The sequence below is a fragment of the Streptomyces sp. NRRL F-2580 genome, assembly GCF_000720115.1.
Lineage (GTDB): Bacteria > Actinomycetota > Actinomycetes > Streptomycetales > Streptomycetaceae > Streptomyces.
The window spans coordinates 121,540-135,420 of the sequence record NZ_JOIR01000022.1 but is presented as its reverse complement, the minus strand read 5'-3'; the positions used below and the strand labels follow the sequence as shown (position 1 = coordinate 135,420).

At 72.7% G+C, this 13,881-nt stretch carries 17 protein-coding genes; 11 read left to right on the top strand and 6 right to left on the bottom strand.

Translation table 11 applies throughout. The annotated features are described in order from the left end of the window. The first annotated feature begins 76 nt into the window (after positions 1–76). Positions 77–1,075, top strand: a complete 999-nt coding sequence (locus IF88_RS0124165; protein WP_030716255.1) for a Ku protein — start codon at positions 77–79, stop codon at positions 1,073–1,075. A gap of 87 nt (positions 1,076–1,162) precedes the next feature. Next, entirely contained in the window at positions 1,163–1,723 is a 561-nt protein-coding gene (locus IF88_RS0124160; protein WP_030716252.1) for a hemerythrin domain-containing protein, read from the top strand. A gap of 48 nt (positions 1,724–1,771) precedes the next feature. On the opposite strand, the gene IF88_RS0124155 is transcribed toward IF88_RS0124160, so the two are convergent. Further along, complete coding sequence (locus IF88_RS0124155) at positions 1,772–2,395, bottom strand: nucleotidyltransferase family protein (RefSeq protein WP_063754834.1); 624 nt, start codon at positions 2,393–2,395, stop codon at positions 1,772–1,774. A gap of 163 nt (positions 2,396–2,558) precedes the next feature. On the opposite strand from IF88_RS0124155, the gene IF88_RS0124150 reads away from it, so the two are divergent. Then, positions 2,559–2,972, top strand: coding sequence for an ATP-binding protein (locus tag IF88_RS0124150; protein WP_107050614.1), 414 nt, complete (start codon positions 2,559–2,561; stop codon positions 2,970–2,972). Positions 2,973–3,109: 137 nt separating this feature from the next. Here IF88_RS0124150 and IF88_RS0124145 read toward each other — a convergent pair whose 3' ends face one another. Continuing rightward, a complete protein-coding gene (locus IF88_RS0124145) occupies positions 3,110–3,838 on the bottom strand; it encodes a DUF72 domain-containing protein (protein ID WP_030716247.1) in 729 nt (242 codons plus the stop codon). 8 nt (positions 3,839–3,846) lie between these two features. Beyond that, positions 3,847–4,173, bottom strand: a complete 327-nt coding sequence (locus IF88_RS48175; protein ID WP_234323676.1) for an ATP-binding protein — start codon at positions 4,171–4,173, stop codon at positions 3,847–3,849. 426 nt (positions 4,174–4,599) lie between these two features. Between IF88_RS48175 and IF88_RS0124135 the strand changes: the two genes are divergently transcribed. The 6 genes from IF88_RS0124135 to IF88_RS0124110 all read left to right on the top strand — a co-directional run bounded on the left by IF88_RS0124135 (position 4,600) and on the right by IF88_RS0124110 (position 9,655). After that, positions 4,600–5,559 (top strand): SigB/SigF/SigG family RNA polymerase sigma factor, encoded by a 960-nt coding sequence (locus tag IF88_RS0124135; RefSeq protein WP_078893090.1) that lies wholly within the window; start codon positions 4,600–4,602, stop codon positions 5,557–5,559. Positions 5,560–5,664: 105 nt separating this feature from the next. Beyond that, positions 5,665–5,913 (top strand): hypothetical protein, encoded by a 249-nt coding sequence (locus IF88_RS0124130; protein WP_030716241.1) that lies wholly within the window; start codon positions 5,665–5,667, stop codon positions 5,911–5,913. Then, positions 5,910–6,629: a metallophosphoesterase family protein gene (locus IF88_RS0124125; RefSeq protein WP_030716240.1), complete on the top strand. Its 720-nt coding sequence runs from the start codon at positions 5,910–5,912 to the stop codon at positions 6,627–6,629. Before IF88_RS0124130 ends, IF88_RS0124125 begins: the two co-directional genes overlap by 4 nt. 100 nt (positions 6,630–6,729) lie before the next feature. Beyond that, positions 6,730–7,698 carry a TIGR03557 family F420-dependent LLM class oxidoreductase gene (locus tag IF88_RS0124120; protein WP_030716229.1) on the top strand — a complete coding sequence of 323 codons (969 nt, stop codon included), beginning with the start codon at positions 6,730–6,732 and terminating at the stop codon, positions 7,696–7,698. A gap of 110 nt (positions 7,699–7,808) precedes the next feature. After that, a complete protein-coding gene (locus IF88_RS0124115; RefSeq protein WP_030716227.1) occupies positions 7,809–8,837 on the top strand; it encodes an NAD-dependent epimerase/dehydratase family protein in 1,029 nt (342 codons plus the stop codon). Positions 8,838–8,881: 44 nt separating this feature from the next. Continuing rightward, entirely contained in the window at positions 8,882–9,655 is a 774-nt protein-coding gene (locus IF88_RS0124110; RefSeq protein ID WP_051837461.1) for a VOC family protein, read from the top strand. 11 nt (positions 9,656–9,666) lie between these two features. Here the strand turns inward: IF88_RS0124110 and IF88_RS0124105 are convergent, their stop codons facing one another. The 3 genes from IF88_RS0124105 to IF88_RS0124095 all read right to left on the bottom strand — a co-directional run bounded on the left by IF88_RS0124105 (position 9,667) and on the right by IF88_RS0124095 (position 12,293). Continuing rightward, positions 9,667–10,872 carry an FUSC family protein gene (locus IF88_RS0124105; protein WP_030716221.1) on the bottom strand — a complete coding sequence of 402 codons (1,206 nt, stop codon included), beginning with the start codon at positions 10,870–10,872 and terminating at the stop codon, positions 9,667–9,669. A gap of 29 nt (positions 10,873–10,901) precedes the next feature. Next, on the bottom strand, positions 10,902–11,087 hold the full coding sequence (locus IF88_RS0124100; RefSeq protein ID WP_030716219.1) for a hypothetical protein: 186 nt from the start codon (positions 11,085–11,087) through the stop codon (positions 10,902–10,904). A 111-nt stretch (positions 11,088–11,198) separates the two neighbouring features. Further along, positions 11,199–12,293 (bottom strand): carboxylate-amine ligase, encoded by a 1,095-nt coding sequence (locus IF88_RS0124095; RefSeq protein WP_030716214.1) that lies wholly within the window; start codon positions 12,291–12,293, stop codon positions 11,199–11,201. A 214-nt stretch (positions 12,294–12,507) separates the two neighbouring features. On the opposite strand from IF88_RS0124095, the gene IF88_RS0124090 reads away from it, so the two are divergent. Both IF88_RS0124090 and IF88_RS0124085 read left to right on the top strand, forming a co-directional pair. Continuing rightward, positions 12,508–13,236: an SOS response-associated peptidase gene (locus tag IF88_RS0124090; RefSeq protein WP_030716212.1), complete on the top strand. Its 729-nt coding sequence runs from the start codon at positions 12,508–12,510 to the stop codon at positions 13,234–13,236. 168 nt (positions 13,237–13,404) lie between these two features. Continuing rightward, entirely contained in the window at positions 13,405–13,833 is a 429-nt protein-coding gene (locus IF88_RS0124085; RefSeq protein ID WP_030716210.1) for a hypothetical protein, read from the top strand. Positions 13,834–13,881 lie beyond the last annotated feature (48 nt).

The window sequence follows — 13,881 nt, the reverse complement described above, 5'->3', positions numbered from 1 at the left end:
CGGGGGGCGGCCGTTTCCGGCAGGGCCGTGCGGGTAGACGCCGTCACCGGGGAGACCCGGCAAGGCGGTGATCGGCATGGCCAGACCGGTCTGGACGGGAGTCCTGAGCTTCGGGCTGGTGAGCGTCCCCATCGGCGTGTACACCGCGACGGACAGCCACACCCTCCACTTCCACCAGCTGCAACGCGGCACCTCGGACCGGATCCGCAACCGGCGGGTGAACGAGCGCACCGGCAAGGAAGTGGAGCTCGACGACATCGTGAAGGGCTACGACACGGGCGAGGAGTACGTCCTCGTCGAGCCCGCGGAACTGGACGACATCGCGCCGGGCCGCTCCAAGACCCTGGAGATCAGCGGGTTCGTGGACCTGGACGAGATCGACCCGATCTTCTTCGACCGCACCTACTACCTCGGTCCCAAGGGCAAGGAGTACACCAAGGTCTACGCGTTGCTGGAGCAGGCCCTCGCCAAGAGCAACCGGGCCGGTGTCGCGACCTTCGTCATGCGCGCCCGCGAGTACCTCGTCGCCCTCAAGTCCGAGAACGGCATCCTGACCCTGCACACCCTCCACTGGGCCGACGAGATCCGCGACCCCCGGGAGGAGGTCCCCGACCTGCCCGCCGCCTCCGGTGCGAGGACCAGTGCGAGCGAGATGAAGATGGCGGAGCAGCTCATCACCGCCCTGGGTATGCACTGGGACCCCGAGGAGTTCCACGACACCTACCAGGAGAAGATCGCCGCCCTGGTCGAGGCGAAGCGGGCGGGCGAGACGGTGGAGAAGGCCGAACCCGCGGCGGAGGCCACGAACGTGGTCGACCTGACGGAGGCCCTGCGCGCCAGCGTCGAACGGGCCCGCGGCGGCGGCGGGGGCGCCGGCCGGAAGTCGAGGTCGGGGTCCGGGTCCGGGTCCGGGTCGGGCGGCGGGGAACGGGCCCGTACGCGGAAGTCGGCCCTGGAATCCCTGACCAAGGCGGAGCTGTACGAGAAGGCGGCGTCCGCCGGGATCCCCGGCCGGTCCGGCATGACCCGCGACGAACTGCTGGCGGCCCTGGCCGGCACGGGCAAGGCGGCGTAGAGGTGCCGCATGGGCCGCGCCCTTCGGGGCAGGCGCCGACGAGTGGCTCCGGGCGACCGCCCGGACGAACCCGAATCGGAGGCAATCATGGGACACGGTGGAGACGTGGTGCGGGAACTGACCGTCGACCACGACGAGGTGAAGGAGTACTTCGGGCAACTGCGCGCCGCCACCGACGGGAAGCGCCGGCGCGAGCTGGCCGACCTGCTGACCATCGAGCTGGTCCGCCACTCGGTCGCGGAGGAGGAGTACCTCTATCCGGCCATCCGCAAGCACCTCGACGGCGGCGACCGGATCGCCGACAAGGAGATCGCGGACCATGCCCGGACGGAGGTGCTGCTCAAGGAGCTGGAGCAACTCGATCCGGAGGGACCCGAGTTCGCCGGACGGGTGGAAGAGCTGCGCACCGAGGTGCTCGCCCACATCAAGGACGAGGAGGAGAACCTCTTCCCGGCCCTGCGGCACAACTGCCGGCAGAGCGAACTGGACCAGCTGGGCGACAGCATCCGCCGCGCGAAGAAGCTGGCCCCGACCCGCCCGCACCCCGGCAGCCCGTCGACACCGCCGGCCAACAAGCTGCTCGCCCCGGGCATCGGCCTGGTCGACCGCGCCCGGGACCTCGTCACCGGACGGGGCAAGGGAGCCTGACCAGTCGGACCGTCCCTGCCGGACCGTCCCTGAGTGCCCGACCGTCGCTCAGGGCCGGCCGCGGGGGCCGATGACGCGGAGCCGCTCCAAGAGGTAGAGGAACGCGTCGGCCAGGGGCGCCGCCCGGTGGTCGTCGTCCAGCCGCCGCCAGTCGATCTGCTCCCGCAGCATCCGCGCCATCGGCAGCAGGTCCCCGAAGTCGCAGTAGTGCTCGCACAGGGCGGCGAGCTTGCTGTCCATGAGGTCCGTGGGCGAGAGCACCGGCATCCAGACCGAGTCCACCGGCAGCAGCACCGCCCGGTCCAGCAGCGCCCTGCTCACCGGACGCCTGGCGAGCTCGAAGATCAGGTCGATCTCCTCCCCTCCGGACCGGCCCTTCACCAGCCAGTCCTCGGGGGCGCGGCGCATCGCGATGCCGCCGTCCTCCAGGGCCTTGCTCACGGCCTCGGAGTCCTCGGGACGCACGCAGAAGTCCGTGTCGTGCTGGAAGTGAGCCGGGACGCCGTGCGCGAACGCGGCGACGCTGCCGGCGAGCGCGAAGGGCTGGTCCGAGGCCTTGAGGAGCGTCGCCACCCGCTTGGTGGTCTCCAGAATGGCCTGCGTGTGGTCCTGCGGCAGCCGGGCCCGGTCCTCGGCCTGAAGGTCCGGCTCTTCGGAGGGAGGTGCCTTCATGCGGCGCGCCTTACCGTTCGGGCGCCGGCCAAACCCGCCGTGCCGCCCGCACCCCTCCACACCCCCTCCACCGGATGCGGGCCGCGTGTGCCGGGCGGGACACGGGGCAGACGCCCGTCAGGCGGCCGAGACGCAGCGATCGAAACCGATCCGGGAGAGGCAGGTGGGCGGTGTGACCACCGGCGGCCATCCGCTCCGACAGACCCGGCCCGCACACACGGTCGACGCGGGCGAGGCGCGTGTGCTCGTGGCCGGACTGCTCGCCCCCGCGCCCGGCGGATCCGGCCCGGGCGACGCCGTCATCGCCGACGCCCTGCTCGTCACGTCGGAACTGGTCACCAACGCCTTCCGGCACGGGGGCGGCCTCACCGGCTTCGCCGCCGAGACGGACGGCCGCACCCTCACGATCAGCGTCAGCGACGCCAGCAGCGAGGCCCCCCGCACCGCCCCGGACCACGGCTCCCTGTCGGAGGGCGGCTTCGGATGGGAGCTGATCCATCTCCTGGCCCGGCGGGTCTCGGTGGACCGCCTCCCCGGTGGCGGCAAGACCATCGCGGTCACGCTCGCCCTGGCATGACCGACGGCGGCGCGGGTGCGGAGCCGCCGCCGTACCGGCGGCGAAACTGGTCCGCCCCGGGTTCGTGACCACGGGGCGGCAGCCGACATCTGCCCGGCCCGTACGTCTTCAAACCACCCGGGCGCGGATCCCCGGGATCACCGCGCCGCCACCAGCCGGCCGAAGGCCAGGGCGTCCACGACGGCCGCACCGCCCGCGTCGTTGTTGAAGTAGGCGAAGACATCGGCGTCCGGAGGCCAGGCATCCGCGATCCGCCCCGCCCAGGACGTCAGCGCGGTGCGGCCGTACCGGGGGAAGGGACGGGCCCGGCCCTCGTGCAAACGTACGTAACCCCATGCTGCCGTCCGCCACAGCGGCGCGACGGGCCGTGAACCGCGGTCCGCCCAGCACAGGGCGGCCCGGTGCGCGACGAGGACGGAGCGCACCTCGGCGGTCCACCACGAGTCGTGCCGCGGCTCGACGGCCACGCGCGTGCCGCGCGGGAAGCAGGCGAGACAGGCGTCCAGGGCCTCCGCGTCCACGCGCAGGGTCGGCGGCAGTTGCAGCAGCACGGGCCCCAGCCGGTCGCCGAGCGCACCGCTGTGCTCCATCAGGCGCCGGACGGGCTCCTCCGGTTCCCGCAGCCTCTTGATGTGCGTCAGGAAGCGGCTCGCCTTCACGGCCATGAGGAAGCCCGGCGGCGTGCGCTCCCGCCAAGCGGCGAAGGTCGCGGGGTCCGGCAGCCGGTAGAACGCGTTGTTGCTCTCGACCGTGCCGAAGTGCCGGGCGTACTCCTCCAGCCACAGCCGTTGCGGCACGCCCGCCGGGTACAGGACCCCCGCCCAGTCCTTGTACTGCCACCCCGAGGTGCCCACGAACACCGGCATGACGCCGTTCACCCGCCCTCGTCGGCCTCGTCGTGGCCGCCGTCCCCGTGCGGCGGTGGCGGCCAGGGCGGGGGAACCTCCAGCCATACGGTCTTCCCGGTGGCGCCCGGCCGCCAGCCCCAGCTGCGGGACAGGCGCTCCAGCACCATCAGGCCGTGGCCGCCCGGGAGGGCGGGGTCACCGCGAGGGCGGAGCACCGGCCGGTCGGGGCTGCGGTCGCTGACCTCGATGAGCAGCCCCTCGGCGCCGTGACTCAGTACCAGCTCGCTGGGGCCGCCCGCGTGCAGACAGGCGTTGGCGACCGCCTCGGAGACCAGGAGCAGGACGTCCTCCACCCGTTCCCGGAGTCGCTCCCGCTCGTCCGCGTCCTGCTCCCGCTCGTGTCTCCGGCTCCTGCTGGAGCTCCGAGGCCGGGATCCACTGCCAGTCCGTGAGCGCCTTGCGCGTGAAGTCCCGGCAGCGCGTGACCGCCCCGGTCCCGCCCAGCAGCAGCCGACGCGTCTGCCGGACATTCGCCGTCGCCCGCATGGGAACCTCCAACCCGAGGCCCTGCTCCTGCACGGCTGCTGCCCGCTGCGCCGGTCGTCATGCCTGTGCGGGCCGGTGCCCGGCTCTCCATCGCGACGGTCGGGTACGGCAGTGGGGTATGTGGCGGGCGAAAACCGGGCCAGTGGCGAGTCGACAGCCGCACAAAGGGTATAAATCGATGTGAAGCCGACTGAACGGTTCCGGTTTTCCGTCGGAGGCGGAGGCCCCCTCTCATGACTCCGAACACGTCCAGCAGCACCCCGTACCCGTCCTACTCGCACCCGTCGTACACGGCGTGCCGCGACCCGGCCGATCCGCTGGCCGAGCCCCGGAAGGCCAGCACGGCCGACGCCCGGGCCCTCTCCGTGGTCCTCTTCCGGAGGCTGAGCACCCTGACGGAGGGAAGCGCGGAGTACTCGTACGTCCGCAACACCCTCATCGAGCTCAATCTCAGCCTGGTCAAGTTCGCGGCCCGCCGCTTCCGCGGCCGCAGCGAACCCATGGAGGACATCGTCCAGGTCGGCACCGTGGGCCTGATCAAGGCCATCAACCGGTACGACGTGTCGCGCGGGGTGGAGTTCACCTCGTTCGCCCTCCCCACCATTACCGGGGAGATCAAGCGCTTCTTCCGCGACACCAGCTGGGCCGTGAAGGTGCCCCGCCGCCTCCAGGAGCTCCGTCAGGGTCTGGCCAGGGCCTCGGACGAGCTGGAGCAGTCCTTGGGCCGGCCCCCCACGGACGTCGAACTGGCGGCGTACCTGGGGATCAGCGACGACGAGCTGGCGGAGGGCCGGCGGGCCGCACAGGCCTACTCCTCCCGCTCCCTCGACATGACGCTGCAGGAGGACGCCGACCCCGGCACGGCCCAGCGCGCACTGGGCCGGGAGGAACCCGCCTACGAGCGGATCGAGGACCTCGCGGCCCTCAAACCGCTGATCGAGCGGCTGCCCGAGCGGGACCGGGAGATCCTCTCGCTGCGCTTCGGGCAGGAGTTGACGCAGTCCGAGATCGGAGAGCTCCTCGGCATCTCCCAGATGCACGTGTCGCGCCTGCTCAACCGCACCCTGCGGAGCCTGCGCAGCGGACTCCTGACCGACGCCCTGCCGGCCGACGAGCCGGAGGCGGAGCCGTCGCCGGATCCCAGCGAGGGCGGAGCGCGGGCCGTACACCGGGCAACCGCGGCGTCAGGCTGAAGTCGCGAGACGGGGCGCGAGGGCGCGGGACGGCGCCTGAAGGCACGAGAGGCGCGAGAAGGCAGGAGACGGCGGCAAGCCGTCCCGGGCCAGGGCGGAGGATCCGTGGAAGAGCCGGTGGAGTACCGCATCGAGCGCCTGAGGCGACGGCTCGCCGCGGCGGACATCGCCGAACTCGGCGTCCGCCTGGAGCTGCGCGGCAACACCGTCGTCCTGTCCGGCACCGTAGGGTCGCCCGAATGCCTGGCGACGGTACGGGAGATCGCGGAGGCCGAACTGGCGGGCGTACCCCTGCTGACCGACCTCGTGGTGGGGCACACGGACCCCCCGGAACACTCGGAGGTGCTGAGGTGATCCGCGTGGCCGCCGTCGGGGACATCCACCTCGGGCCGGACAGCCAGGGACTCCTGCGGCCGGCCTTCGAGACGCTGCCCCGCCACGCCGACGTCCTGCTGCTCGCCGGGGACCTCACCCGCCACGGCACGGCTGCCGAGGCCCGTGTGGTCGCGGCCGAGGTCGCCGAACTGCCCGTGCCGGTCGTGGCCGTGCTCGGCAACCACGACTACCAGAGCGACGAACAGGACACGGTGACCCGGGTCCTGGTGGAGGCCGGGGTGAGCGTGCTGGAGGGGGAGGGCGTGGTCCTCGACCTGGACGGCGCCAAGGTGGGGGTGGCGGGGACGAAGGGGTTCTGCGGCGGCTTCGCGGGGCGCAGCGGAAGCGAGTTCGGGGAACCCGAGATGAAGTCCTTCATCGGCTACACCCGCACGTGCGCCCAAGGGCTGTCGCGCGCGCTGCACGAGGTGACGGACGCGGGCTGCGACGTACGGATCGCCCTCACCCACTTCTCCCCGGTGCCGGACACCCTCGCCGGGGAGCCGCCGGAGATCTACCCGTTCCTCGGGAGCTACCTGCTCGCCGAGGCGATGGACGAGGCCGGCGCCGACCTCGCCGTGCACGGCCATGCCCACCTGGGCACGGAACACGGCATGACGGCGGGCGGCGTACGGGTCCGCAACGTCGCGATGCCGGTCATCGACCGAGCCTTCGCCGTCTACCACCTGAGCTGAGCCGGGCCGGGCATGAAGGGCAGCCGGACGCTGTGCGTGACGGCCGGCGCATCTGCCCCGCAGGGGTTTGAAGGGCCCCTGCGCGGGTCAGACGCCGGACATGGTTGCCATCGGATACACCATGATGACGGAGCAGTCCGGCCCCCGGGAGCTCGTGGAGCACGTGGTGGGCGCCGAGGCCGCCGGATTCGACTTCTCCGTCATCTCAGACCACTACTTCCCCTGGCTGGACGAGCAGGGCCATTCCCCCTACGCATGGAGCGTGCTCGGGGCCGCCGCGCAGGCGACCGAGCGGATCCCCCTGATGACCTTCGTGACGTGCCCGACGTACCGGTACCACCCGGCCGTCGTCGCCCAGAAGGCCGCGACGATGCACATCCTCTCGCAGGGACGGTTCAGGCTGGGCCTCGGCTCCGGCGAGAACCTCAACGAGCACGTCGTCGGCGCGGGCTGGCCCTCCCCGCGCGAGCGCCTGGAGCGGCTGGAGGAAGCCGTCGTCATCATCCGCAGGCTGCTCGCGGGCGAGACCGTCGACCACGACGGGCCCCACTTCCGCATCGACCACGCCACCCTGTGGGACCTGCCCGAGCGGCCCCCGGAGATCGGCATCGCCGTGTCCGGCCCGCGGTCCTGCGCGGTCGCCGGCCGGCAGGCCGACCTCCTCGTCGCCACCGAGCCGAAGCAGTCCCTGCTGGACGACTTCGACCGGCACGGGGGAGCGGGCAAACCCCGCGTCGGCCAGGTCGCGGTCTGCTACGACCCGGACCGGGAGGCCGCGGTGGCCCGCGCCCACGAGCAGTTCCGCTGGTCGCTCGGCGGCTGGGAGGTCAACGCCCAGCTGCGCGGGCCCGCCGCCTTCGCCCAGGCCACCGAGACCATCGGCCCGGAGGACGTCGCCAAGACCATCCCCTGCGGAGCCGACGTCGAGGAGTTCGTCGAGGCCGTCCGCCCCTACGCCGAAGCCGGCTTCACCGAGGTCGCCCTCGTCCAGATCGGCGGCGGGCACCAGCAGCCCTTCCTCGACTGGGCCGGGACGGAGCTGCTGCCCGCCCTGCGCCGGCTGCGGTGACCCCAGGAGCAGCCCAGGAGCACGACAGGACCCGCAGGAGCAGCCATGAACACCGCCCACAACACCCGTAGGCGCGAGGGCCGGCCCGGCCGGAAGGCACGGTGGATGCCATGAGGGTCGTGGTGACCGGCGCGACCGGCAACGCGGGCACCAGCGTCGTCCGAGCCCTGGCGGAGGACCCGGCGGTCACGGACGTCCTCGGTGTCGCCCGTCGCCTGCCAGGCCTCCGGATCCGCGGGGTGCGGTGGGCGGCTGCCGACATCGACCCCGGCAGAAGCGACCTCACCGAGCTCTTCGCGGGCGCCGACGCCGTCGTCCACCTCGCCTGGAGGTTCCAGCCCACCCACGATCCCGTGACGACGTGGCGCACCAACGTCCTGGGCAGCATCAGGGTCTTCGAGGCATGTGCCCGCGCGGGCGTCCACACCCTCGTCCACGCCTCCTCGGTCGGCGCCTACTCGCCCGGCCCCGACGACGGGCGGCCCGTCGACGAGTCCTGGCCGACCCACGGCTGGCCGGGCGCCGCGTACACGCGGGAGAAGGCCTACCTGGAGCGCTACCTCGACGGCTACCAGGTGGCCCACCCGGCGCTGCGCGTCGTACGGATGCGGCCCGCCTTCCTGTTCAAGGAAGTGGCGGCGAGCGAACAGCGGCGCATCTTCGCGGGCCCGCTCCTGCCCTGGCGCCTGATCCGCCCCGGCCTCGTCCCGGCCGTGCCCGCCGTCAGCGGCCTGCGCTTCCAGGCCCTGCACACGGAGGACGCCGCCGAGGCCTACCGGGCGGCCGTCGTCCGCCCGGTCCGCGGGCCGTTCAACCTGGTGGCCGATCCGGTGGTCGACATGGCTTCCATAGCGCGCCTCCTGCACGCCCGTACGGTGCCTCTGCCCGCCGCGGCCGCCCGGGCCGCGCTCGCCGCCGCCTGGCGGATGTATCTGGTGCCCGCCGCGCCCGGCCTTTTCGACGCCGTCCTGCGGCTGCCGCTCCTCGACGCGGGCCGCGCCCGGGAGGAGCTCGGCTGGATCCCCTCGCGGACCGCCACCGAGGCCGTGGGCGCGTTCCTGACGGGACTCCGTCGGGGGGACGGACTGGACACGCCGCCCCTCGCCGGCCCGGGCCCCCGGGCGCGTGCGAGAGCATGACGGTCGGGCCGGCGGGAGGGTGAGGGGAGACGGTTCTCGTGTCGATGACCAGTGACGAGGTGTTCGGAGCCCCCTGCTGGGTCAGCCTGGCCACGCACGACCTCGGTGCGGCACAGGATTTCTACGGAGCCGTCTTCGGCTGGTCCTTCCGCAGGACCAGGCTCGGGGAAGGCTTCCGCGTGGCCTCCCTGGACGGGCTCCCGGTCGCAGGCCTGGGCACGGCGAACGGGCAGGCGGTCGGGCCGGTGGCCTGGACGCCCTATTTCGCCGTCCCCGACGCCGACGTCACCGCCGCCCGCATCCGCGAGCGCGGCGCAACGGTCGCGGTCGGGCCGCTGGCCCTCGGCACGGGACGGGCGGTGATCGCCGCCGACCCCGCTGGAGCGGTGTTCGGGGTCTGGGAAGGCGAGGTCATGTCCGACTGGATCGGCGACCCGGACGGCTCACCGGCCTGGCTGCGGCTGCGCACGCAGGACGCGTTCGCCGCCGCCGTCTTCTACGGGGAGGTCCTGGACTGGGCCTGCGAGCGCCCGGGCTGCTGCGACGTGGCCTACGAGCACGACCACGTGGTGGTCCGCAGGGGAGGCGCCACCGTGGCCCGGATCGACGCCGGTGCCACGAAGGACGCAGTCGACGCTCTGGCTCGCCCGCGCTGGGACGTCCACTTCGCCGTCGCCGACCTGGACGCGGCCACCGGCACCGCTGTCCACCTCGGGGCCGCCGTCGTGTCCCTCGTGGAGACCTCACCTTTCGGCAGGCGGGTGACGCTGCGGGACCCCGAGGGTGCGCTCTTCTCGGTCAGCGAGGAGACCACGTAGCCCGGCCCGGTTCAGGCCGGGCGGGAGAAGACCCGCCGGGTCAGGCGGTGCAGCCGGGGGTAGCGCTCGCGCCGCATGCGGGAGTGCCGGTCCAGTTCCTCGATGAGCCGCTCTGAGCGCTTGTCCACGCCCAGTTCGTCGAGCACCCGGTCCGCCTCGGCGAGCAGCGCCCCGTACAGCTGCCACGCGCCCGGATGGGCACCCGCCTCGTGCTGGAGCAGCACGGCGAGGCGGTGCCGGCTGACGCGGGCCGTCGACAGCTCCCGCGTGAGCTTCTCCTCGGCCTGTTCGGCGTTGGCGCTGACCTGCGCGGTGATCAGCTCGGCGAAGCTCTCCACGGCGACGGCCAGGTGCCCGTACAGGTCGCGCAGGGCATCGGCGATGGGCGGCGGGAAGAGCGGACCCGTCTGGTGCGCCTTCGCGAGGTCCGTCAGGGTCCGGCAGGAGACCCGCAGCACCACCGCGCAGATCTCCAAGGTGTCCAGTCCGGTGCGCAACACCAGGCGGAACAGGAGTCCCTCACGGACCCGCGGGTTCAGCCGCAGGCTGTCCTCCGCCTGCCGCAGGGACGCGTCGACCAGCGCGATGTCGTTGTCGAGCTGACGGGCCTCGTGGAGGTGGGCGACGGCCTTCTCGACCGGCGTGTGTTCGGCGAGCTGGTCGCCGATGTGACCGAGCAGGGCGCGCATGCGCCGGGCGAGGTCCGTGATGGCCTCGCTCGCCGGCCCGATCCACACGGGCGGTACGAACAGGAAGTTGAACAGCAGGCCGACCGCCGCGCCGATCAGTGTCTCCAGCACCCGGTCCCAGGCGGTGTCCGTCACGCTGGTCACGCCCAGCACCAGCATCGCGCTGATCGCGACCTCGGGTACGAACTCCCCGGCCTTCACCAGCGGCCCGATGGCGAGCGAGACCAGGATGATCAGCCCGAGGCTCCACCAGGTCAGGCCCACGAGCGCGCTGAAGCCGATCGCGAGCAGCACCCCGGCCACGACGGAGTTGACCCGCCGGATACCGGTGGTGAGCGTGGAGTAGAGCGTGACCTGGACGACGAGCAGCGCGGTGAGCGGCGCCGTCAGGGGCGCGGGTTCGTCGCTGAGCCGGAGCGCGACGGCGTACGAGATGACGGCGGCCGCGGTCGAGCGCACGGTCTGCACGACCGCGGGCTCCCGGTGGCGGCGGACGAGGGCGCGCAGGGGGGCGATGGCTTGTGGCATATTCCGCCCCTTCCCCGCCGACGGGAAGATCAACGGGGTGTCGACGCGCCTCTTGCGGCGCCCGAGCCGCCGGGGTCGTCCCCGCTCTCGCCACCGAACCAGTAGTCGCCCGCGGCCAGCGGCCAGGGGGACACCGCCCGGTCCCGGGGCTCGGCGCCGCGGCCCAGGGGGCGGGGGACCTCGGCCTCTTCGTCAGGACGCTCGCGTTCCAGCACAGGAAGACTCCCTTCAGCGGGGTGGCGGACTGGTTCCATCCTCAGGGCCCGCACCCGATGGCGCACGACGAGAGCGGACCCGGCAGCTCCCGGGCCCACGGGGGGCGCCCCTCAGGGAGCGGTGCTCTGGGTGGTGATCAGGTCGATCAGTGCCGGCAGGCCGCCGTCGCGCAGTGCCTGGCGCTGCCGTTCGGCCGCGGCGCCCTCGCTCAGCAGCCGGTGCACGAGGGAGGTCACCTCGCGGACGTCCCCGGCCTCCTCCAGCGCGGGCAGGATGTGCCGTACGAGCAGGGCCACGGCCGCGCGGGCCTCCAGGCGGGCGCCGTCCGGTCCGACCAGAGGTCCCGCCACGCCGTGCCGGGCGGCCTGCCAGGTCGCGGCCTGCAGCATCTCCTGCGCGCAGAGCGGCGCGGGCACTCCGCGCGCGGCGTCCCGGAGGGCGGTGGCGACCAGCGCCCGCACGATGCCCGCGAACAACACCGCGTCGTCGGCCCGCAGCTGCACGTCGGCGCACCTGATCTCGACGGTCGGATACTTCTCCGACAGCCTGGCCTGCCAGTACAGCTGTCCGATGTCCGCGATGACGCCGGATTCCACCAGTTCGGCCGCACGCAGGTCGTAGTCGGCGTCGTCACGGAAGACGGGGGTGGGCCCGCTCACCGGCCAGCGTCCGAAGACGACGGTGCGCCAGCTCGCGAAGCCGGTGTCGTGTCCTTCCCACAGCGGGGAGTTCGCCGACATCGCCAGCACCGTCGGGAGCCATACGCGGATCCGGTTCAGCACGTCGACGCCCTGCGCCCGGTCCGGGACTCCGACATGCACGTGCATGCCCGTGATCAGCTGCTCGTCGACGAGGCGGGCGGCGTGGTTGCGCATGGCCAGGTAGCGGCTGACGGGGGTGACGGGAACCGGCGTGATGCCCTTGACCGGCGCGGTTCCGGTCAGCGCCGCCTTGCAGCCGCTGGCCTCGGCGGCGGAGCCGACGGCGTGCCGCAGGCGCAGCAGGTGTCCGCCGATCTCCCCCAGGTCGGTGCAGACGGGCGTGGCGACCTCGACCTGGGCTTGGAGGAGCTCGGCCTGCACCTGGTCCCCCGCGGACACCGGATCGAGACCGGCGGCGAGCCGTACCGCGGCACCGTGGGGGACCGGCAGACCCGTCTCCGGATGGACCAGCAGATACTCTTCCTCGACCCCGACAGTGATCATCTGTGTGCGTACCCTGCCGTCGTCCGATGCGTGCGAGCGATGTGTGCGTCCGTCTGCCCGCCACGGCCGTTCCGCAAACCGGACGTCACTTGGGGTGAGCCGGTGCCGCTCCCGATTCCGGCCCCTCGCGGAAGCCGGTGTTCCGCGGTCGCCCGCCCTGCGTACCGCGGCGTGTACCCGACGGGAAGCCGGCCCAGGTGGCAGGGTGGACGGTATGTGCGGCCGTTACGCCTCCACCCGCAGCCCCCAGGACCTGTCCGGCCTCTTCGGAACCGCGCCGCCGGATCCCGGGCACCTGCTGGAGCCGAGCTGGAACGTCGCCCCCACCGACGCGGTGTGGGCTGTGCTGGAGCGTGCCGACCGCGAGAGCGGGCTGCTGGAACGCCGGCTGCGCCCCCTGCGGTGGGGGCTGGTGCCGTCGTGGTCCAAGAGCGCGACGGGCGGCGCGAAGATGATCAACGCGCGCGTGGAGACGGTGCACGAGAAGCCGGCCTACCGGCGCGCCTTCGCCAAGCGCCGGTGCCTGCTCCCGGCGGACGGGTTCTACGAGTGGGAGCCCGTGCCCGCCTCCGGCACCGCCAAGGCGTACAAGCAGCCGTACTTCATCCGCCCCGAGGACGGCGAGGTGATGGCGATGGCCGGGCTGTACGAGTTCTGGCGCGACCCCGCCGTCGCCGACGACGACGATGCGGGCGCGTGGTGGGCGACCTGCACCATCCTCACCACCGAGGCCACCGACGCGGCCGGCCGCGTGCACCCCCGCATGCCGCTGGCCCTCGCCCCGGCCGACTACGAGGCCTGGCTCGACCCGTCCCACCAGGACGCGGACGAGCTGCGCGCCCTCCTCACCGCTCCGGCGGGCGGCCGGCTGGACGTCCGCGCGGTGTCGACCGCGGTCAACAACGTCCGCAACAACGGCCCCGAACTCCTCGAAGCGCCGTAGTACGGGCCGTCGTACGGGCCGTCGTACGGGCCATAGCGAGGGCCGCTCCACCGCACCGAGAAGGGACCGCGGGTCTCCGGCCGTCCCGGGTGTGTACAGAATACTTGACATCATGTTGCGCTTGCTTGACACTCCAGGTGTCGGGTTTTCTTTACATGGGGAGCGGTCGTGGCAGTCGAGGAGAAACGCGCGTGGATCATGATCGTGGTGACGGTCGTGTCCTACGGGGCGTACCTGGCCGCGGTCCTGGGGCGGTCCGGGGACGGCCCGCTCGCCCAGGTGCCGTACGTCGCCGCACTGCTCTGGAGCGTCGGCGCGGCGATCGTCGCGTCGATCGCCCTGCACACCACCGTGGCGCTGCTCGCGCCCGAGGGGGAGAACACCAAGGACCAGCGCGACCGGGAGATCCACCACTTCGGCGAGTACATCGGACAGTCCTTCGTCGTGATCGGCGGTGTGGCCGGACTCGTGCTGGCCATGGCCGAGGCGGACCCCTTCTGGATCGCCAACGCCATCTACTTGGCGTTCGTCCTGTCGGCGCTCCTCGGATCCACGGCGAAGATCGCCGCGTACCGGTTCGGCTTCCAGCCGTGGTGAGGCCCACGAAGGTCACCAACACCATCCGCACCCTCCGCTTCGCCAACG

Coding starts and splice junctions, on each gene's coding strand:
- IF88_RS0124090 (WP_030716212.1), top strand. CDS start 12,508: ATGTGCGGCCGTTACGCCTCCACCCGCAGCCCCCAGGACCTGTCCGGC.
- IF88_RS0124145 (WP_030716247.1), bottom strand. CDS start 3,838: ATGCCGGTGTTCGTGGGCACCTCGGGGTGGCAGTACAAGGACTGGGCG.
- IF88_RS0124105 (WP_030716221.1), bottom strand. CDS start 10,872: ATGCCACAAGCCATCGCCCCCCTGCGCGCCCTCGTCCGCCGCCACCGG.
- IF88_RS0124120 (WP_030716229.1), top strand. CDS start 6,730: ATGGTTGCCATCGGATACACCATGATGACGGAGCAGTCCGGCCCCCGG.
- IF88_RS0124115 (WP_030716227.1), top strand. CDS start 7,809: ATGAGGGTCGTGGTGACCGGCGCGACCGGCAACGCGGGCACCAGCGTC.
- IF88_RS0124135 (WP_078893090.1), top strand. CDS start 4,600: ATGACTCCGAACACGTCCAGCAGCACCCCGTACCCGTCCTACTCGCAC.
- IF88_RS0124165 (WP_030716255.1), top strand. CDS start 77: ATGGCCAGACCGGTCTGGACGGGAGTCCTGAGCTTCGGGCTGGTGAGC.
- IF88_RS0124160 (WP_030716252.1), top strand. CDS start 1,163: ATGGGACACGGTGGAGACGTGGTGCGGGAACTGACCGTCGACCACGAC.
- IF88_RS0124155 (WP_063754834.1), bottom strand. CDS start 2,395: ATGAAGGCACCTCCCTCCGAAGAGCCGGACCTTCAGGCCGAGGACCGG.
- IF88_RS0124110 (WP_051837461.1), top strand. CDS start 8,882: ATGACCAGTGACGAGGTGTTCGGAGCCCCCTGCTGGGTCAGCCTGGCC.
- IF88_RS0124095 (WP_030716214.1), bottom strand. CDS start 12,293: ATGATCACTGTCGGGGTCGAGGAAGAGTATCTGCTGGTCCATCCGGAG.